General features: G+C 38.2%; 14 protein-coding genes. 6 read left to right on the forward strand and 8 right to left on the reverse strand.

Annotated features, from left to right (window positions below; genetic code table 11):
• Window positions 1–40: 40 nt before the first annotated feature.
• On the reverse strand, window positions 41–445 hold the full coding sequence (locus EA341_RS05145) for a hypothetical protein (protein WP_293011930.1): 405 nt from the start codon (window positions 443–445) through the stop codon (window positions 41–43).
• A gap of 89 nt (window positions 446–534) precedes the next feature.
• Window positions 535–1,080 (reverse strand): ferritin, encoded by a 546-nt coding sequence (locus tag EA341_RS05150; protein WP_293011932.1) that lies wholly within the window; start codon window positions 1,078–1,080, stop codon window positions 535–537.
• 506 nt (window positions 1,081–1,586) lie between these two features.
• Here EA341_RS05150 and EA341_RS05155 point away from each other — a divergent pair.
• Window positions 1,587–2,927 (forward strand): Gfo/Idh/MocA family oxidoreductase, encoded by a 1,341-nt coding sequence (locus EA341_RS05155; RefSeq protein WP_293011934.1) that lies wholly within the window; start codon window positions 1,587–1,589, stop codon window positions 2,925–2,927.
• On the opposite strand, the gene EA341_RS05160 is transcribed toward EA341_RS05155, so the two are convergent.
• Genes EA341_RS05160 through EA341_RS05170 form a run of 3 tightly spaced genes read right to left on the reverse strand, consistent with a single transcriptional unit; the run spans window position 2,928 to window position 5,258 of the window.
• On the reverse strand, window positions 2,928–3,578 hold the full coding sequence (locus tag EA341_RS05160) for a hypothetical protein (RefSeq protein WP_293011936.1): 651 nt from the start codon (window positions 3,576–3,578) through the stop codon (window positions 2,928–2,930).
• Complete coding sequence (locus EA341_RS05165; protein WP_293011938.1) at window positions 3,568–4,128, reverse strand: GNAT family protein; 561 nt, start codon at window positions 4,126–4,128, stop codon at window positions 3,568–3,570. The genes EA341_RS05160 and EA341_RS05165 overlap by 11 nt, the downstream gene beginning before the upstream one ends.
• A gap of 5 nt (window positions 4,129–4,133) precedes the next feature.
• On the reverse strand, window positions 4,134–5,258 hold the full coding sequence (locus EA341_RS05170) for an aminotransferase class I/II-fold pyridoxal phosphate-dependent enzyme (RefSeq protein ID WP_293011940.1): 1,125 nt from the start codon (window positions 5,256–5,258) through the stop codon (window positions 4,134–4,136).
• Between the two features lie 222 nt (window positions 5,259–5,480).
• Here EA341_RS05170 and EA341_RS05175 point away from each other — a divergent pair, with 222 nt between their 5' ends.
• Window positions 5,481–6,272, forward strand: coding sequence for a hypothetical protein (locus EA341_RS05175; protein ID WP_293011943.1), 792 nt, complete (start codon window positions 5,481–5,483; stop codon window positions 6,270–6,272).
• Window positions 6,273–6,323: 51 nt separating this feature from the next.
• On the opposite strand, the gene EA341_RS05180 is transcribed toward EA341_RS05175, so the two are convergent.
• Together EA341_RS05180 and EA341_RS05185 are read right to left on the reverse strand one after the other, a co-directional pair.
• Window positions 6,324–8,168 (reverse strand): gamma-glutamyltransferase family protein, encoded by a 1,845-nt coding sequence (locus EA341_RS05180; protein WP_293011945.1) that lies wholly within the window; start codon window positions 8,166–8,168, stop codon window positions 6,324–6,326.
• Between the two features lie 3 nt (window positions 8,169–8,171).
• A complete protein-coding gene (locus tag EA341_RS05185; protein ID WP_293011946.1) occupies window positions 8,172–9,257 on the reverse strand; it encodes a carboxypeptidase-like regulatory domain-containing protein in 1,086 nt (361 codons plus the stop codon).
• A 105-nt stretch (window positions 9,258–9,362) separates the two neighbouring features.
• Between EA341_RS05185 and EA341_RS05190 the strand changes: the two genes are divergently transcribed.
• Together EA341_RS05190 and EA341_RS05195 are read left to right on the forward strand one after the other, a co-directional pair.
• Window positions 9,363–9,707, forward strand: a complete 345-nt coding sequence (locus EA341_RS05190; RefSeq protein ID WP_293011948.1) for a DoxX family protein — start codon at window positions 9,363–9,365, stop codon at window positions 9,705–9,707.
• Window positions 9,708–9,717: 10 nt separating this feature from the next.
• Complete coding sequence (locus tag EA341_RS05195) at window positions 9,718–11,145, forward strand: DEAD/DEAH box helicase (protein ID WP_293011994.1); 1,428 nt, start codon at window positions 9,718–9,720, stop codon at window positions 11,143–11,145.
• 152 nt (window positions 11,146–11,297) lie between these two features.
• Here EA341_RS05195 and EA341_RS05200 read toward each other — a convergent pair whose 3' ends face one another.
• The gene (locus EA341_RS05200) at window positions 11,298–12,533 is read right to left on the reverse strand and encodes a serine hydrolase (protein WP_293011949.1); all 1,236 of its coding nucleotides are present in this window, start codon (window positions 12,531–12,533) and stop codon (window positions 11,298–11,300) included.
• Between the two features lie 163 nt (window positions 12,534–12,696).
• On the opposite strand from EA341_RS05200, the gene EA341_RS05205 reads away from it, so the two are divergent.
• Window positions 12,697–13,950, forward strand: a complete 1,254-nt coding sequence (locus EA341_RS05205) for an NAD(P)/FAD-dependent oxidoreductase (protein ID WP_293011952.1) — start codon at window positions 12,697–12,699, stop codon at window positions 13,948–13,950.
• Between the two features lies 1 nt (window position 13,951).
• The gene (locus tag EA341_RS05210) at window positions 13,952–15,343 is read left to right on the forward strand and encodes an NAD(P)H-binding protein (protein ID WP_293011954.1); all 1,392 of its coding nucleotides are present in this window, start codon (window positions 13,952–13,954) and stop codon (window positions 15,341–15,343) included.
• Window positions 15,344–15,357 lie beyond the last annotated feature (14 nt).

Here is a 15,357-nt window from a genome sequence, read left to right on the forward strand (position 1 = left end):
CTAGCAATCCGAAGATTTCAATTTCAGTTAACTTATTCTGTCATGCCTTAGGAAATGGCTGAGTGATTTTTTCCCTAACCAGTTCCTTTAAAGATTCTCCGGTCAATACAATAGAAGCCAATAGCAATAAAATATCTCTAACTATATGTAGATAAATGAGTTTGCCCGGTGCATCAGCTTGCACATCAGAAGTAAAGATTACAAGAGCCGAAACGAGAAAAAACAAGGCTGTTCCAATTCCTCCAGCTATTCCCATTTTAGGACTTTTAAAATGTAAAAGTAAAAACACTGGTATTATGACTAAAACAACCAAGACTAAGGCCATCCAAAGTTTGTCTTTGTCCCATTGAAAAGATAAGATGACAATTGACCATATGTAACCGGCAATAGCTAGCCTTAAAAGGTTTTTACCTATCTGTTCTACTTTAAGTATATTATCTACCATAGTGCTGTGGAGTTAGTGGATAATAAATATATGCAAAAAAATTACGGTCCCTAGGAACCGTAATCATTTCAATTTTTGGCAGAATCTATTTAACCTTCATTTTCAGCAGAGATAGCATGTAATTTACCCAATTCCTGATCTATGGTCCATAATCCTACTCCTTCTTCACCAATAATTTCAAAGAGTTCTAATGCCCTTCTAGCTATGGTTTCCTCCTCACGCTGTTCTGTAACGTACCATTGCATAAAGCTGAAAGTAGCAAAGTCTTTCACTCCGAAAGCATGGTCAACTATAGAATTGATGGATTTGGTGACTTTGATTTCATGCTCAAGTATCAATTCAAATACTTCTCTTAATGAGTTGAAATTGTGTCTTATTCCTGTAATTTCCGGTTGAATAGCATGACCACCTGCCTCGTTTACATATTTGAAAAGTTTCATCATATGCATTCTCTCTTCATCAGCGTGAGTGTATAGGTACTTGGAGGCATTTTCATAGCCCATCATATGACACCAAGATGCCATGGAAAGGTATGATGCAGAAGATTTCCCTTCCATTCCGATCTGCTCGTTCAGTAATTTTTCGGTATCGTGCAACAAGGATCGTTGCAAGGTTACTATTTCACGTGTTTTCATATTATTATAATTTCTTTTCAATTGACATAACTTGTTCCGGTTTTTCGGGATAGCCTGTCCCGACTTTCGGGAGAATCTTCGCATGGTTTACAATCATCCCAGTGTGTGATCCCGTAGGTACGGGATCATGACTGCCTGTCCGGTAGGCAGGCTCGATTTTATATCTTTTGACATTTATTCAAATTTAATCAATATTTAGTTATTCTATCATTTGCATCATATATAAAATCATATTTGGAATTAGTATAAGTTAAAATCTAAAGAAGGCTCTCTTTAGAGTATAATAAGCCGTTAAGCCAATTTAGAGTCAGTTTAAATCTTCATTTAACAACAAGATTTCCCAAAGTATCATAGGCTTTCTGTCAATAACTAAGCGCATTTATGCGTAAGGGATTTTGGTCTTAATTGCTCTAAAGCTGAATAAATTATTCTTTCCATAACATACACCTTTTCACTTACCGTAAAATCCTTTACCTTTTAACCTTCAATCAAACCCTAATAAACACATGAAATCGAGAAGAAAATTTTTACAAACAAGCTTATTGGCAGGGGCGGGGCTAAGTGTTCCCTCCTTTATACAGGCAGAAACTTTAAGAAATCTTGCCAATAAAATCTCCCCTTCAGACACCATCAATTTTGGAGTTATTGGGTGCAAAGGAATGGGCTGGTCAGATATGAATGCTCATTTAAAATTGCCAAATGTGAATTGCATTGCCTTGGCAGATATTGATGAATCAGTACTTGCACAAAGGTCATCGGATGTAGAAAACCTTAGGGGAAAAAAACCGGCGGTTTATGGAGATTACAGGAAAATGCTTGAGAATAAAGACATAGATGCCATAATTGTGGGAACACCCGATCATTGGCACTGTCTTAATCTGGTTGATAGCCTTTCGGCAGGTAAGCATGTATATGTGGAAAAGCCCATAGCCAATACCATAGAAGAGTGTATGTTAATGGTAGAAGCACAAAAGCGCTATGGTAAAATGGTACAGGTTGGACAATGGCAAAGAAGTGGTTCACAATATGCCCAAGCGATAGATTATGTTAAATCAGGAAAGCTTGGACAGATCCGCTTGGTCAAAACATGGGCTTATCAAGGTTGGATGAAACCTGTGCCTGTCCTACCAGATGGAGCTGTTCCCAAGGGTGTAGATTACGACATGTGGTTGGGTCCAGCGCCCAAAAGACCTTTCAATGAAAATAGATTTCACTTCAATTTCAGGTGGTTCTGGGACTATGCGGGTGGATTGATGACAGACTGGGGTGTTCATGAAATTGATATTGCTCTACATGCCATGGGAGTCACCGCACCCAAATCGGTAATGGCTTCAGGAGGAAAATTCGCCTATCCTGATGATGCCTCTGAAACTCCAGATACGCTTCAAACGGTGTATGAATATGATGGATTCAATATGCTCTGGGAGCATGCAACGGGGATAGATGGGGGTAATTATGGCACTACAGAGGGGATAGCTTTTATCGGCAACAATGCTACTCTGGTAGTGAACAGGGGAGGATGGAAAGTCATTCCAGAAACCGAAAATGTTGAGGGAGAAAGAAAAAATAAAGTTGAAGAAGTACCCCATACAAAACCGGAAGGTAATGCACTGGAATTGCATGCACAGGGTTTTGTAAATGCAATTACCAGTAATGATGCCACCAAACTTACCTGTGGTATAGAAACCGGAAGCATTGCTGCAATCAATGCTCAAATGGGGAATATAGCCTTCAAAACCGGTAATAAAATATATTGGGATGAGCAAAAGGGTCAATTTACAGATACAGATGCAAATGACCTTATGAAAGCAAATTACAATAACGGCTGGCAATTGCCTAAAATATGATCAAGGCCTGAAATTACTCAAATTCAATGGTAGGGAGACAGCTCCTGTAATCTGTCTTCCTTCCTCTTCTGAATTCCAATTGTTGGTAAGCCTAACCAACCCATTACTGATTTCAAATTGAATTTGTACAGTACCGGTGTCTCCTGTAATTTCACTTAGCCATTCTCCTGAACTGTTGGCAGATAAAAAGAGCTGAACAGGAGCCACAAAATTCACCCCTTCCATAAAGCTCAAATCTTCTTCTAATAAAGATTCAGGTATCACCTCAAAAACACCATTTTGAAGTGGAAAAGTAGGTAAGTTATAACCTTCATTAACAGCAAAAATAGGCAGCCTGTATATACTAGTCCCCGGAGTAACTGGTATTTCAAAGTTTTCATCTGTGGACAATTCCAATACAGCCTGTATATGAGAATTTTCATTCGAAATAGTAACTGGCCCGGTGAGATTGAGTCTTGCTGCTTTGAACTCCAATCTTTGCCCATCGATAAGTACATTGTTAATCAATTGTAAGGGAGTTCTTTCTTCATTTTGAAAAGTACAGGATTGAAATAAAATTAAAATCAATATTATCAGCAGGGGAGGGGAAGTCAAAATTTTAATGTTTCCATTGCTGTATTCAAGGTATGCTATTTTTGAATTACCAATCATTTTCCCTTTTTACATAAGCCCATTCTTGTTTGAGGATACTGAAGTAAATAGTATCCCTTCTTCTCCCATTAGTCATCAGGGTATGGCTTCTCAATACACCTTCTTCGATAGCATAGATATTGGATAGGGACCTTCTAGCTTGAGAATTGAGTACATCTGTTTTGAATTCTACCCTTTCAAGTTCTAAAGTTTCAAAACAGTAAGTCAATTGGAGTGCTTTCACAATTCCATTAACACCAATACCTTGATACTGTTTGCCCAACCAGGTCCAACCAATTTCCAGTCTTTTATCCCGCTCAGAAATATTACCAAAAGCGGTTGATCCCATGATTTTATCCGTCTTTTTATCAATTACTGTAAATTGAAGTCTTTCTTCTTCAAAAGCCGGTTTTGCCCAGGTTTCCAAACCTTCTATAGTGGATAAATCATGGGTATAAAAACGCCACATATCTGCTTCTTTGGTGAGCTCAAGGTATTTTTCAAGGTCTGAATCCTCCAAAGGTCTAAGCAATATATGCTCATTCTCCAATCTGAGATTGAAATTTATCATGACGGTTAAACCAGTAATTCTTTAAGTGCTTGATTAAAAAATGCAACTTCTTCTACCGTGCCAGTACTTATTCTACACCAATTGTTCATTGGAGGGAATGGTCTTCCTATGATTACTCCTTTTTCCAGCATTTTGACTGCTAGGTTTGAAACATCCTGCTTGGCATTGAAAAAAACGAAGTTAGCCTGTGATGGTAGGTAATCTAGTCCCAATTCATCCAAGGTGGATTCAATCATTTTTCGGCATTCCAGATTTTTGGCCAATGAAAATTTATAAAATTCTTCATCCTGTAGTGCCGATTTTCCAGCTTCTATGGCCATAATATTGGTGTTGGCCACAACCCTTTCTTTTAACATTTTCGCAATCTCAGGTTTCGCAATTAAATATCCCATCCGTATTCCTGCCAGTCCATAAACTTTAGAAAGTGTTTTGGATACAATTACATTTTCTCCTTTTTTAACGAGCTCAATCATTGAAGGATATTCGGGATCTTCGATATAGTCGTAGTAAGCCTCATCGCTGAAAATCATTGTCTTTTTGCAGGCACTTTCACAAAAATCCATAACTGCATTTTTGTTCAAAAGCTTACCTGTTGGATTATTTGGATTACAAAGAAAAACAAGTTTGGTTTTAGAAGTAATTCTCTTCTCAATTTCTTCAAGGTCGTAGTCCATATCTTTATTGAGCGGCACCCAATTGACGTCTGCACCCCATACCTTAGCATAATCCATCATTGTCAGGAATGTCGGTAAGCCCGATATAATCTCATCACCCTTACCCGCATAAGTGATTCCCGCAACCTTTAGACCTTCGGTTGAACCTGCAACCAATACAACATGCTCACTGGTAACACCTTCTCGTTCAGCAATCATATCCTGAAGTGCTGCATTGTAAGACCAGGGATACCTACAGCCATTGTCAAAGGCTTCAGTCATGGCTTTTCGCATAGCTGCGGATGGACCATATGGATTTTCATTTGATCCCAACCTTATAGGAGTATTGAATGGCCTGGGATTGAATTTTTTGACTTCTTCAGCGGACAACTCGGATACCGCTGCTCCTCCCGTCAACAAAGTCATGCCGCCAAATAAAGAGGCATTTTTTAACCAATCTCTTCTTGAAAGTTTCATTTTATTCCAAATTTTTCAAAAGCTACCAACAATATGATTTTTATCCTAATCCTTTTTGATCATTAGAATGATTTTGTCAAAAAAGACCTTTAAGAAGTATTAATTGCTAAAAATGAAAATTTAAGTAAAAAACAAAGGATTAAATTATTAAAAACAAAATTTTATTCCTAAATTTTAAAAGATCAGAAACAAGTGTTAAAAAATAACCTAAAATAATCCGATATGAAAAAGTTACTTATTTCCGCTATTCTATCTTTTGGACTGATAATAGCTTTACAGGCTCAACAGCAACGGTTTATGGTCTTTGAATTCATGAAAGTGGAGTCCAACCAAACTTATGATTTTATGGAATTCAAGGAGTTTATGGATAAAGTTTATCAAGCCGCAATCAATGACAAAAGAATTACGGGTTGGGACCTTTGGTCTCTTCAATCAGGAGCAGATATAGGTGAATTTCAGTATATAACAATTACTTATTACAAAGATCCTGTAAGCATGATGAATGGACTCGAAGAAGAGGATCTGATAAGGTATGCCATGATAGCTCATCCACACCTGAATGAAAATCAAGCTAGAAAGAGATTCTCTGATGCTCAGAGCAGTAGGGATTTGGCTCAAAGGGTTTATATGAAAGAAATTGCTACTACTAAGGATTCATTTCAGTTCAAAAAGGGAACTTTGGCCTCTTTTGATATGATGAAAGCTGTAGAAGGAAAATTCGAAGAATATGAAAAAGCTGAAAGAGAAGTATTTCAAGCCATACATCAAAGTCGGATAGATAAGGGATTGATGGGCTCATGGAGTTTATTAAGAACAGCTCTGCCATTTGGAAGTGAAGCCAAAACCACGCATTTGACAATGAATATTTACAAAGATTATCTTCAGTTTTTTAATGCCCAGGAATATGAAGATATGGAGTCCACCAAAGAACAGCAGATGGCAATTGAAAAGGGGCTGAAATCAAGAGATCAAAAATGGGTTTACCTTGCCACTCTGGAGAATGCAATCAGATAAAAAGTATAATCATACAAAAGCCCGGATAACTTTAATTCCGGGCTTTTTCTTTTACCAAGCTATACCGTAATCTTCACCATGATTACTGGATCCTCCCCAAAAGCTGTCATGCTTCCAGTCAAACCAAATTGCATTCAAGGGACCTGAAGTCCTTTCAAGAAAATTCATCTTATAACCTTTTTTGGCCAATTCTCTTCTTATCCAAGTAGGCACTTCCTGATTGAGCGTAATGGAACCTGGTTTGGAATCATGTGCTCCAAAAGAAGACTGCATATGGTAATTGTGAATATTTGCTGCTTCTGCCGCTTCTTGAACTGTCATGTCGAATTCTACTATATTCAAGAACATCTGTAATAAATCCTGATCTTGTGTATCTCCTCCCTGAACTGCAAAAGATAGGAAAGGCTTTCCATCTTTAAGCGCCATGCTAGGTGTTAAAGTTACTCTTGGTCTTTTACCTGGGGCGACGAGATTAAAAGGATTGAGTCGCTCGTCTAAAACAAAACTTTGCATCCTTTGGCTAAGTCCTACTCCTGTATTTCCGGCAATCACCGCAGGAACCCAACCGCCGGATGGCGTAATGGAGACCACCCAGCCATCCTTATCAGTGGCCTGAATAGATGTAGTACCGGATTGGAAACTCAATAGAAAAGGATCCTCGGGACCTTGGACAGGTACTTCAGGGTTGTGATAGGCTAAAGCATCTTTCCTCTTTTTCAATAAATCCATAAAAGGGTTGGTTTCACCTTGAAAAGGATAGGGGTCTCCTGGTCCTATTTCTGGATCATTCTTATCCTTTATCAATTTTGCCCTCTCTTTTGCGTATTCTTTGGAAAGTAAACCTTCCATAGGGCTTTTGGGGTCAAATGCAGGATCTCCATAGTAAAAATCTCTGTCAGTAAAAGCCAAACTCATGGTCTGGTAAAGGGTATGTATGTATTGAGAGGAGTTGTAACCCATAGATTTCAGATCAAAATTTTCCAGAATGTTTAAAGACTGAAGAAGTGCAGGGCCCTGAGTCCATTCCTGAAGTTTATAAACATCAATTCCTTTATAATTGGTCTTTGATGGGCTTTCAATCTTCACTTTCCAATTTGCCAAATCGTCCATGGTAAAAAGCCCTCCCTGTTCCCGGGTGCCTCTAACAATTTCTTCTGCTATATCTCCTTTGTAGAATCTTTCGTAAGCAGCGTAAATAGCTTCTTTTCTCGATTTTCCATTGGACAATGCCTCGGCCTCTGTCTCTACCAGTTTTTGTAAAGTTTTGTAAAGATCTTCCTGAACAAAAATTTCTCCCGGATACGGTGCTTCTCTTTCTTCACCTAAATGTGGTAAAAATACTTTCTTACTATATGGCCAGTCTTTAATCAAGTCTTTGCGTCCCTCTATCATGTTAGCTGTTTGTGCCTCTATGGGGTAACCCTTGGCCATTTCCATAGCCGGTGCAAGTACTTCCTTAAGGCTCATCGTGCCATATTCAGCGAGCATGGTCATTAAACCTCCCGGAGTGCCAGGTGTAGTTGCTGCCAATGGTCCAAACTCCGGCGGATACTTCATGTCCTTTTCCTTGAAAAAATCAAGAGTGGCTCCGGTAGGTGCTACTCCCATGGCATTTATAGCAATAACCTCTTTTGTATTCGGATTGTATATAAGGGCCTGCGTTTCACCACCCCAACTCAATACATCCCACATGGTGCAGACAGCGGCCAGCATGCCACAAGATGCGTCTACTGCATTACCTCCTTGAGCAAAAATCATGGCTCCTGCAGTGGCACCTAAAGGTTTTCCTGTAATTGCCATCCAATGCTTACCATGCAAAGGTGGTTTCTGGGTGCTTTGGGAATATGCTGTGCATACAGTCAGTAATAACAGCATTAAGGTCAATAGTTTTTTCATGAATTAATCGTCTAATAATTTTGGAATTAAGGGCTCATAGCCTTCAAACATGCTGTTGTAATGGGTGAAAACAACAAATAATCCTGAAGGTGTTTTTACATTAATGGAATTTTCTTTTATAAAATTCTCCATTTTTTCTGTATGCTCGTCAAAAACAGAGACAAGTTTGCGCCTTCTGTTTGGTACTTTATGAATATTTTTATCTTTTAAATAATAATAAGTATTCCTCTTCTTGATTTGGTCATTACGTTCTCCGACCATCAGAGCCTCATTATAATTTGATTCTCTAATCGAAGCGATAGTTCTCCTGACCAAAGGCACTTGCCCGTCAACCAGTACTTCAAAAAATCCCGATACCGGAACCCCATTATCCTTTAAGTCCATTCCATTTACAAAATACCTCGGTACATTTGCCACTTCATCTACCCATACTATATTTTGAACCCTTAGACCCGGAAGTGTAGTCACCACATCTTCTTCATCCATGCGCAGCTCGAAGGTATTCGTACTGATATTGAATCTGGCGTAATATCCTTCCAACACCTCGAAATCCCTGTATAAAAGTATTGAGGCCTTGTTCCACTTGACATCAAGATAGAAATTACCTTCCAGCCTTTTAGGTTCAGGGGGAATGCCGAAAACCTGATTACCTCCGATAAAATTTGGCCGTTTGGTAAACAACTCCGAAATGTTTGTCGCACGTATAGTTTTTTGTAAGGCATTTTCGTCCGGATTTTCGTAGCCAATTGGGAATAAAGTAATCATACCCAAGTCTAAATCGTTTTTGACATTTACCACAGACTGATAGGACTGGTATCCAGGTGCATTGATATTCAAAATAAATCTGTTGTTATAGACATTTTCAACTAGAAAATTGCCACCATTCATAGATGTGGTAGCAAATGCAGTCTCTTTTAAAGTTATGGTAGCGCCATTGATTCGTCCTTCGGTAAGACCATCTTTTAACTGACCTTTAATCGAATATCGTTCATCCCCGGCTTGTGCAATAAGCAAATCCTGTTGAAAAAAAATAAAGATTAAAATGAAAAATTTTAAATTTGGTCTCAACACTAATTTTCTTGTATGCATACTATTAAACTTTAAGAAGAAGCGTAGTATGTAATTTTTATTAGAAATTACCTTACTTTAGGCGTAATATAATTATTGATTTCTAAATAACTCAAGAAAAAACCTATGTACTTATTTTTTCTTTACCTGATGGCAGGATTTTATATTTTCGCCGGAATAATGCATTTTATCAAACCAAGGATGTATATCAAAATAATTCCACCATATTTGCCTTACCCGAAAGTACTAAATGCAATAACAGGCTTCATTGAAATTATTTTCGGTTTAGGCTTGTTATTTGAATCTACCCGGTCATTGTCAGCTTATGGTATCATTATTCTTTTATTGGCGGTTTTTCCAGCCAATATATATATGTACCAAAAAGGAAGCAGAGGTATCCCTAAATGGATTTTATTGGTAAGACTTCCTTTGCAATTTGCATTGATGGCATGGGCTTTTGTTTACACTTAATATCATGATTTTGAATTTCAGTCAATTTAATTTTGAATCCTCCCTCAACGAAGGGTTGGATGCAATGGGTTTCGAAAAACCCACTCCTATACAAGAGCAGGCTATTCCTGCTATTTTAGAAGGAAAAGATCTTATCGCTTGTGCTCAAACGGGAACAGGCAAAACAGCAGCTTTCATTCTTCCCGTTTTGAATAAAATAGCCCAATCTGGATCTACCGGCTTGGATACATTAATATTAGCTCCTACACGCGAGCTTGCCATTCAAATTGACCAACAGATACAAGGTTTTGCATACTTTGTAGGTGTCAGTTCTATACCCGTTTATGGAGGAGGTGATGGTTTGGTCTGGGAACAACAAAAAAGAGCATTGGAATCCGGTGCTGAAATAATAGTGGCCACACCAGGTAGGCTAATCGCTTTGTTGGCAGGTGGAAAAATCAAACTGGATAACTTGAAGCACCTTGTATTGGATGAAGCGGATAGGATGTTGGATATGGGGTTTATGGATGATATCCTGACCATTGTCAACTACCTGCCTAAGGATAGGCAAACAGTGTTATTCTCCGCCACCATGCCCCCTAAAATCAGGCAGTTTTCTAAGCAGTTGCTCAAAGAACCTGAAGAAATAAGCTTGGCCTTGGGAAAAACAGCTGAAGGAGTCACGCAAAGTGCCTATTTGGCTTACGATTCCCAAAAAGAGGAGCTGGTCAAACATATCCTGAATCAAAAGGATTATGAAGCAGTAATCATTTTTGCGGGTACCAAAGAAAAAGTAAAAAGTCTTTATAAAAGCTTAAAAAAGCACTTCCAGGTAGAAGCATTTCATTCTGATTTAGAGCAGGTTGAAAGAGAAAAGATAATGTCTAACTTTAAGAATAGAAGTCTTAAGATTCTTATTGGAACTGATATAATCTCCCGTGGAATTGATGTAGTAGGAATAGAACTCGTCATCAATTTTGATACGCCAAGTGACCCGGAAGATTATGTCCATAGGGTTGGGCGTACTGCCCGAGCCGACAGTAAGGGTGCTGCAATTACTTTTGTCAATGATAAGGATCAGTATAAATTCAAAAGAATAGAATCATTAATTGGTTTGGAAATTGAGAAAATCCCTTTACCTGAAGGATTTGAGAATGGACCTTCTTACAAAGAAGGAAGTGGAGGTTATTCCAAAAACAAAGGAAAAAACAAACCTAAGTTTGATAAAAAGAAGAATTTCAAAAAAGAAGTTCCTAAAAGAGAGAATCAATCCTCAGCTAAAGGTTCTGAAACCAGCATGCCTAGGAGAGAAAACAATAAGGCAGCAAATAGTGATAGCAAGAGCTCACTTCCCCAGAGAGAAAATATTCCAAATCCCAAAGAGCATATACCCAGCCCAAAGAAAAAATCTAAATTTGGGAGTAGAAGTAACGTCATAGACAATACAGATAATTCTTAAATTTTATATTCTTGCTTTTGAAGTGGTTTTATTCAAATGATTAAAATTAGAATCAGGTCTTATTAAATCAATAACTGAAATCATTTTTGAATTCATAAAAAAGGGATGGTCAAATCAATAACCATCCCTTTTAATTTGCTTAGGTTAATAACCTAGTTTTTTGCATTTGGAATACTCTCCAGTACCATTTTAACCAACTCGGATTTTTTATCATTTTTGATCCATCGGGTTACAATTACTAAATCATTCTCTTCATCCACATACACCATATTTACACCTGCACCAAGATGGAAAAATGCAGAAGCTGGGGCGCCAGGGATCTCCTTTTTATCAGTATTTAAGAAATAATTCATAAAACCATAATTTGTCTGTACAGATGTTGGCGTTCTTGATTTATTAATCCATTCTTCGGAAATAACCCGGGTTCCATCCCAATTTCCCTTTCTTAAGGTCAGGTATCCAAACCTTGCCTGGTCATAGGCTGAAATAAACATTCCACCACCCCAATGTGAACCACCGCTTACAGATTGGGCTATTTGACCGTCCAATATCACAAATGAGTTTTCATAACCAGTCCATCTCCAGGTATGGCTTGCGCCAATTTTATCCATGACATTTTCCTTAAGTACTTGGGGAAGGGGTTTTCTCCACACATGCATTGCTGCCAATGCCAAGACATTTACCCTGGTGTCATTGTACATATATACCGTGCCAGGTGCATTTCTTTCTCGGGTCAACCACTCGTTCGAATTTCCCTGTGGCCTATCGGCCCAATCAGGTTTTCCCCAAAGTGTACCCTCCCAATCAGAAGTCTGTCGCAGTAAATGTTCCCATGTTATTTTTTTGTTGTGATCGGTTTCAAAAAGATCTATCACATCTTCTTCAGACAGGTGATCAGATTTATTCATCATGGCCTTTTGGGGCTCATAAGGAATGATTGGCCCCATATACTTATAGGCAAGGTCTTTTTCACTTTTAATTAAACCCTTATCTACAGCCAATCCTACTGTAGTAGACAGTATACTTTTGGCTACGCTAAAGGTGAGATCTACGCGTTCCGGGTCCCCCCATTTGCCAATCACATAACCCTTGTAGATAATCAAACCTGTAGCCTCTCCACGATCTTTAAGTGGCCCTATGGGAAATCCAAGCGGTTCCCGACCAAAAGCACTTTGGTAATGTGCCAGTTTAAGGTTTTTATTTTCGGTACTTTCTTCCTGTATTGCAAAATCAATTGCAGCTTTTAATTTGGAGGCATCTACTTGTAAATCATTTGGTGCTTTTTCTTCACATTCACCAAATGCAGGAAAATAGTGTGTTTGGGCCTTTGATTGATGGCAAATCAAATAAAGGATCGTGATGAGGGTGATTTTTATATTGAAATTCATATTTGAATAATGTTTGAAATTGGAAGTTAATCAATCTAATGAGTAAATTGAAAGAATAATTCTTTGCTTGATCGATTTGATGGTTAGTCGGTAGGATAGCTTTATCCGGAGCAATTCAAAACAATTTTAGTTTTTATTGGTCATTAACATATACCAATTCATTATGAAGAAAGAATCAAATATTTACATTATTGGTGCAGGTGTATCAGGTTTGGTTGCAGCGTTTGAGCTTGAAAAATCAGGACTATCCCCTGTAATTTTAGAAGCATCCGATGAAGTAGGTGGTAGAGTCAGGACTGACAAAGTTGATGGATTTTTGTTGGATAGGGGATTTCAAGTCCTATTGACAGCTTACCCCGAAGCACAGCGTTACTTAGACTACGATTTGTTGAATCTGAAAAACTTTGATCCTGGCGCTATAATATTGAAACCGGGTAATTCTTTCAGTGTGCATGATCCTCTTCGAAATCCTTCAAAAGCAATAAGTATGGCTTTTTCGGCAGTGGGTACATTAAAAGATAAAATTAAAATTTTCCAATTGACTCAAGAATTAAAAAAGAAGTCAGATGCTGAAATTTTTACAGAACCAAATTCAGCTACCCTTCAATATTTACAGGATTACGGGTTTTCAGTTAAAATAATTGATAATTTCTTCAAGCCTTTCTTCAAAGGAATCTTCCTTGAAAATGATCTTTCCACATCTTCCAGGATGTTTAAGTTTGTTTTTAAAATGTTTTCACAAGGACATGCTGCTATTCCTGAAAAAGGTATGCAAATGATACCTGAACAGTTGAGAAATAAATTGAAAACAACAAAAATCCGGTTCAATGAAAAAGTCAAATCCTTACAGGGAACTCAGATTGAGTTGGAATCAGGAGAGATTCTTGAAGCGGACGCAGTGATTGTGGCCTGCCGGCCTGATCTTGTAATACCTCAATTGAAAGGTCAAATCAAACCTTACAGAAAGGTGGTCAACATTTATTATTCACTATCTAAGTCTTTTATCGCACAACCAATGATTGGTTTATTGACGGGGGAACAATTTATAGTCAATAACCTGGTGTTTTTAACTGATGTAAGTAAATCTTATGCAGAAAACGATAGAGCTTTATTGTCTGTTTCCATCACAAAGCCAGTAGCTGTTGACGAAAAACTTGAGAAACTTATTGCAATTGAATTGTCAGCTTTAACCAATATCAATGCAGAGTTTTTTGAGCATGTCAAGACATATGAAATCTACGATGCTTTACCTGATGTAGAGGAGATGGCCGTTACTCTTCCAGCTACCAGTAGTAAGATTTTTGATAACGTTTTTCTAGCTGGAGACCATCTATTATATGGTTCTTTGAATGCAGCCATGACTTCTGGACGAAAAGCTGCTGAAGCACTGATTCTTTCACTTCAACCCGTATATTAAATTGAAAAAAACAATAGCAATAGCCGGTGCCGGTGGATACGTAGGAAGGTGGTTTATCCACCAATTAAAGGACAAATACAATATTATAGCCTTGAGTAGGAGAGAGGCAAGCGATAATCCCCATCCTGAGGTCACTTGGCGAAAGGTTGAATTATTTTCCATTACCTCCACAACTGAAGCTTTAGAAGGTGCAGATTATGCCATATACCTGATTCACTCTATGAGTGCCTCTACAAGGCTCAATCAGGGTTCGTTCGAAGATACAGATCTATTATTAGCCGATAATTTTGCGCGTTCGGCGGCAACCAATGGAATCAAGCAGATTTTATACATGGGTGGCATCCTTCCCAAAGAAGTTGAAGAAAGTAAGATTTCCATCCACTTAAGAAGTAGACTTGAAGTAGAAAAGGCCTTAGGCTCAAAAGGAGTTCCTGTTACAGCTCTAAGGGCCGGAATAATTGTAGGTCCAGGAGGTTCCTCTTTTGATATGATCTATAACTTGGTAAGGAAACTTCCGGCCTTGATGTGTCCGAAATGGACGCTTTCAGCAACACAGGCCATCTCTCTGAGAGATGCGCTCACCATTATGGACAGCTGTATCGGTAATGAAGATGTGTATGATAAAGCCTATGAAATTGGTTCTCCTGAAATACTCACCTACAAAGGTATGTTGGAAAAAACTGCCAAAGTAATGGGTAAAAAAAGGTGGATCTTTTCAGTTCCTGTTTTTTCGGTTGGATTATCCAAATTATGGGTAAGCTTCTTTGGAGAAACACCCTATACATTGGTTTCTCCTTTAGTTCAGAGCTTAAAGCATACATTGACAGTAGCTGATGACCTAAAATTTGATAAAGTAGAGATTGATTACCAAACTTATGAGGAAGCAGTAAAATACGCTTTGGATCCAAAAGCAGAAAAACCAAGATTACCCAAATTTATTAAAGATACGGAAGTTCGAAATACAGTAAGGAGCATACAAAGGCTACCTAGCACGAGGCACAGGAGTGCCATTTGGGTAGCAAACAGATATAAACTCTGGTTACCTAATTTTTTCCGCTTTATGATAAATGCTGAAGAAACGAAAAAAGGTGAAGTAAGCTTTTATTTATTTCTGAAGAGTAAGAAACCTATGCTCCAATTGACTTGGATACCTGACAGAAGTGATGTAAAACGTCAACTTTTTTACATTTCAGGAGGCTGGCTTGTTAAGAGGTTTGACTACGGCTGGTTAGAGTTCCGCGATGTCATGGATGGGAAGCATATCATTTCGGCGATTCATGAATTTGTTCCCAGGTTGCCTTGGTATGTTTATATCAATACTCAAGCTAGAATTCACCTATGGGTAATGAACAGATTCAGGAATTACTTGGAAAAATTTCAGGGAGAAGATTAGTCAATACTCTTATT

The sequence above is a fragment of the Mongoliibacter sp. genome, assembly GCF_007692705.1.
In the GTDB taxonomy this organism is placed as follows: domain Bacteria; phylum Bacteroidota; class Bacteroidia; order Cytophagales; family Cyclobacteriaceae; genus Mongoliibacter.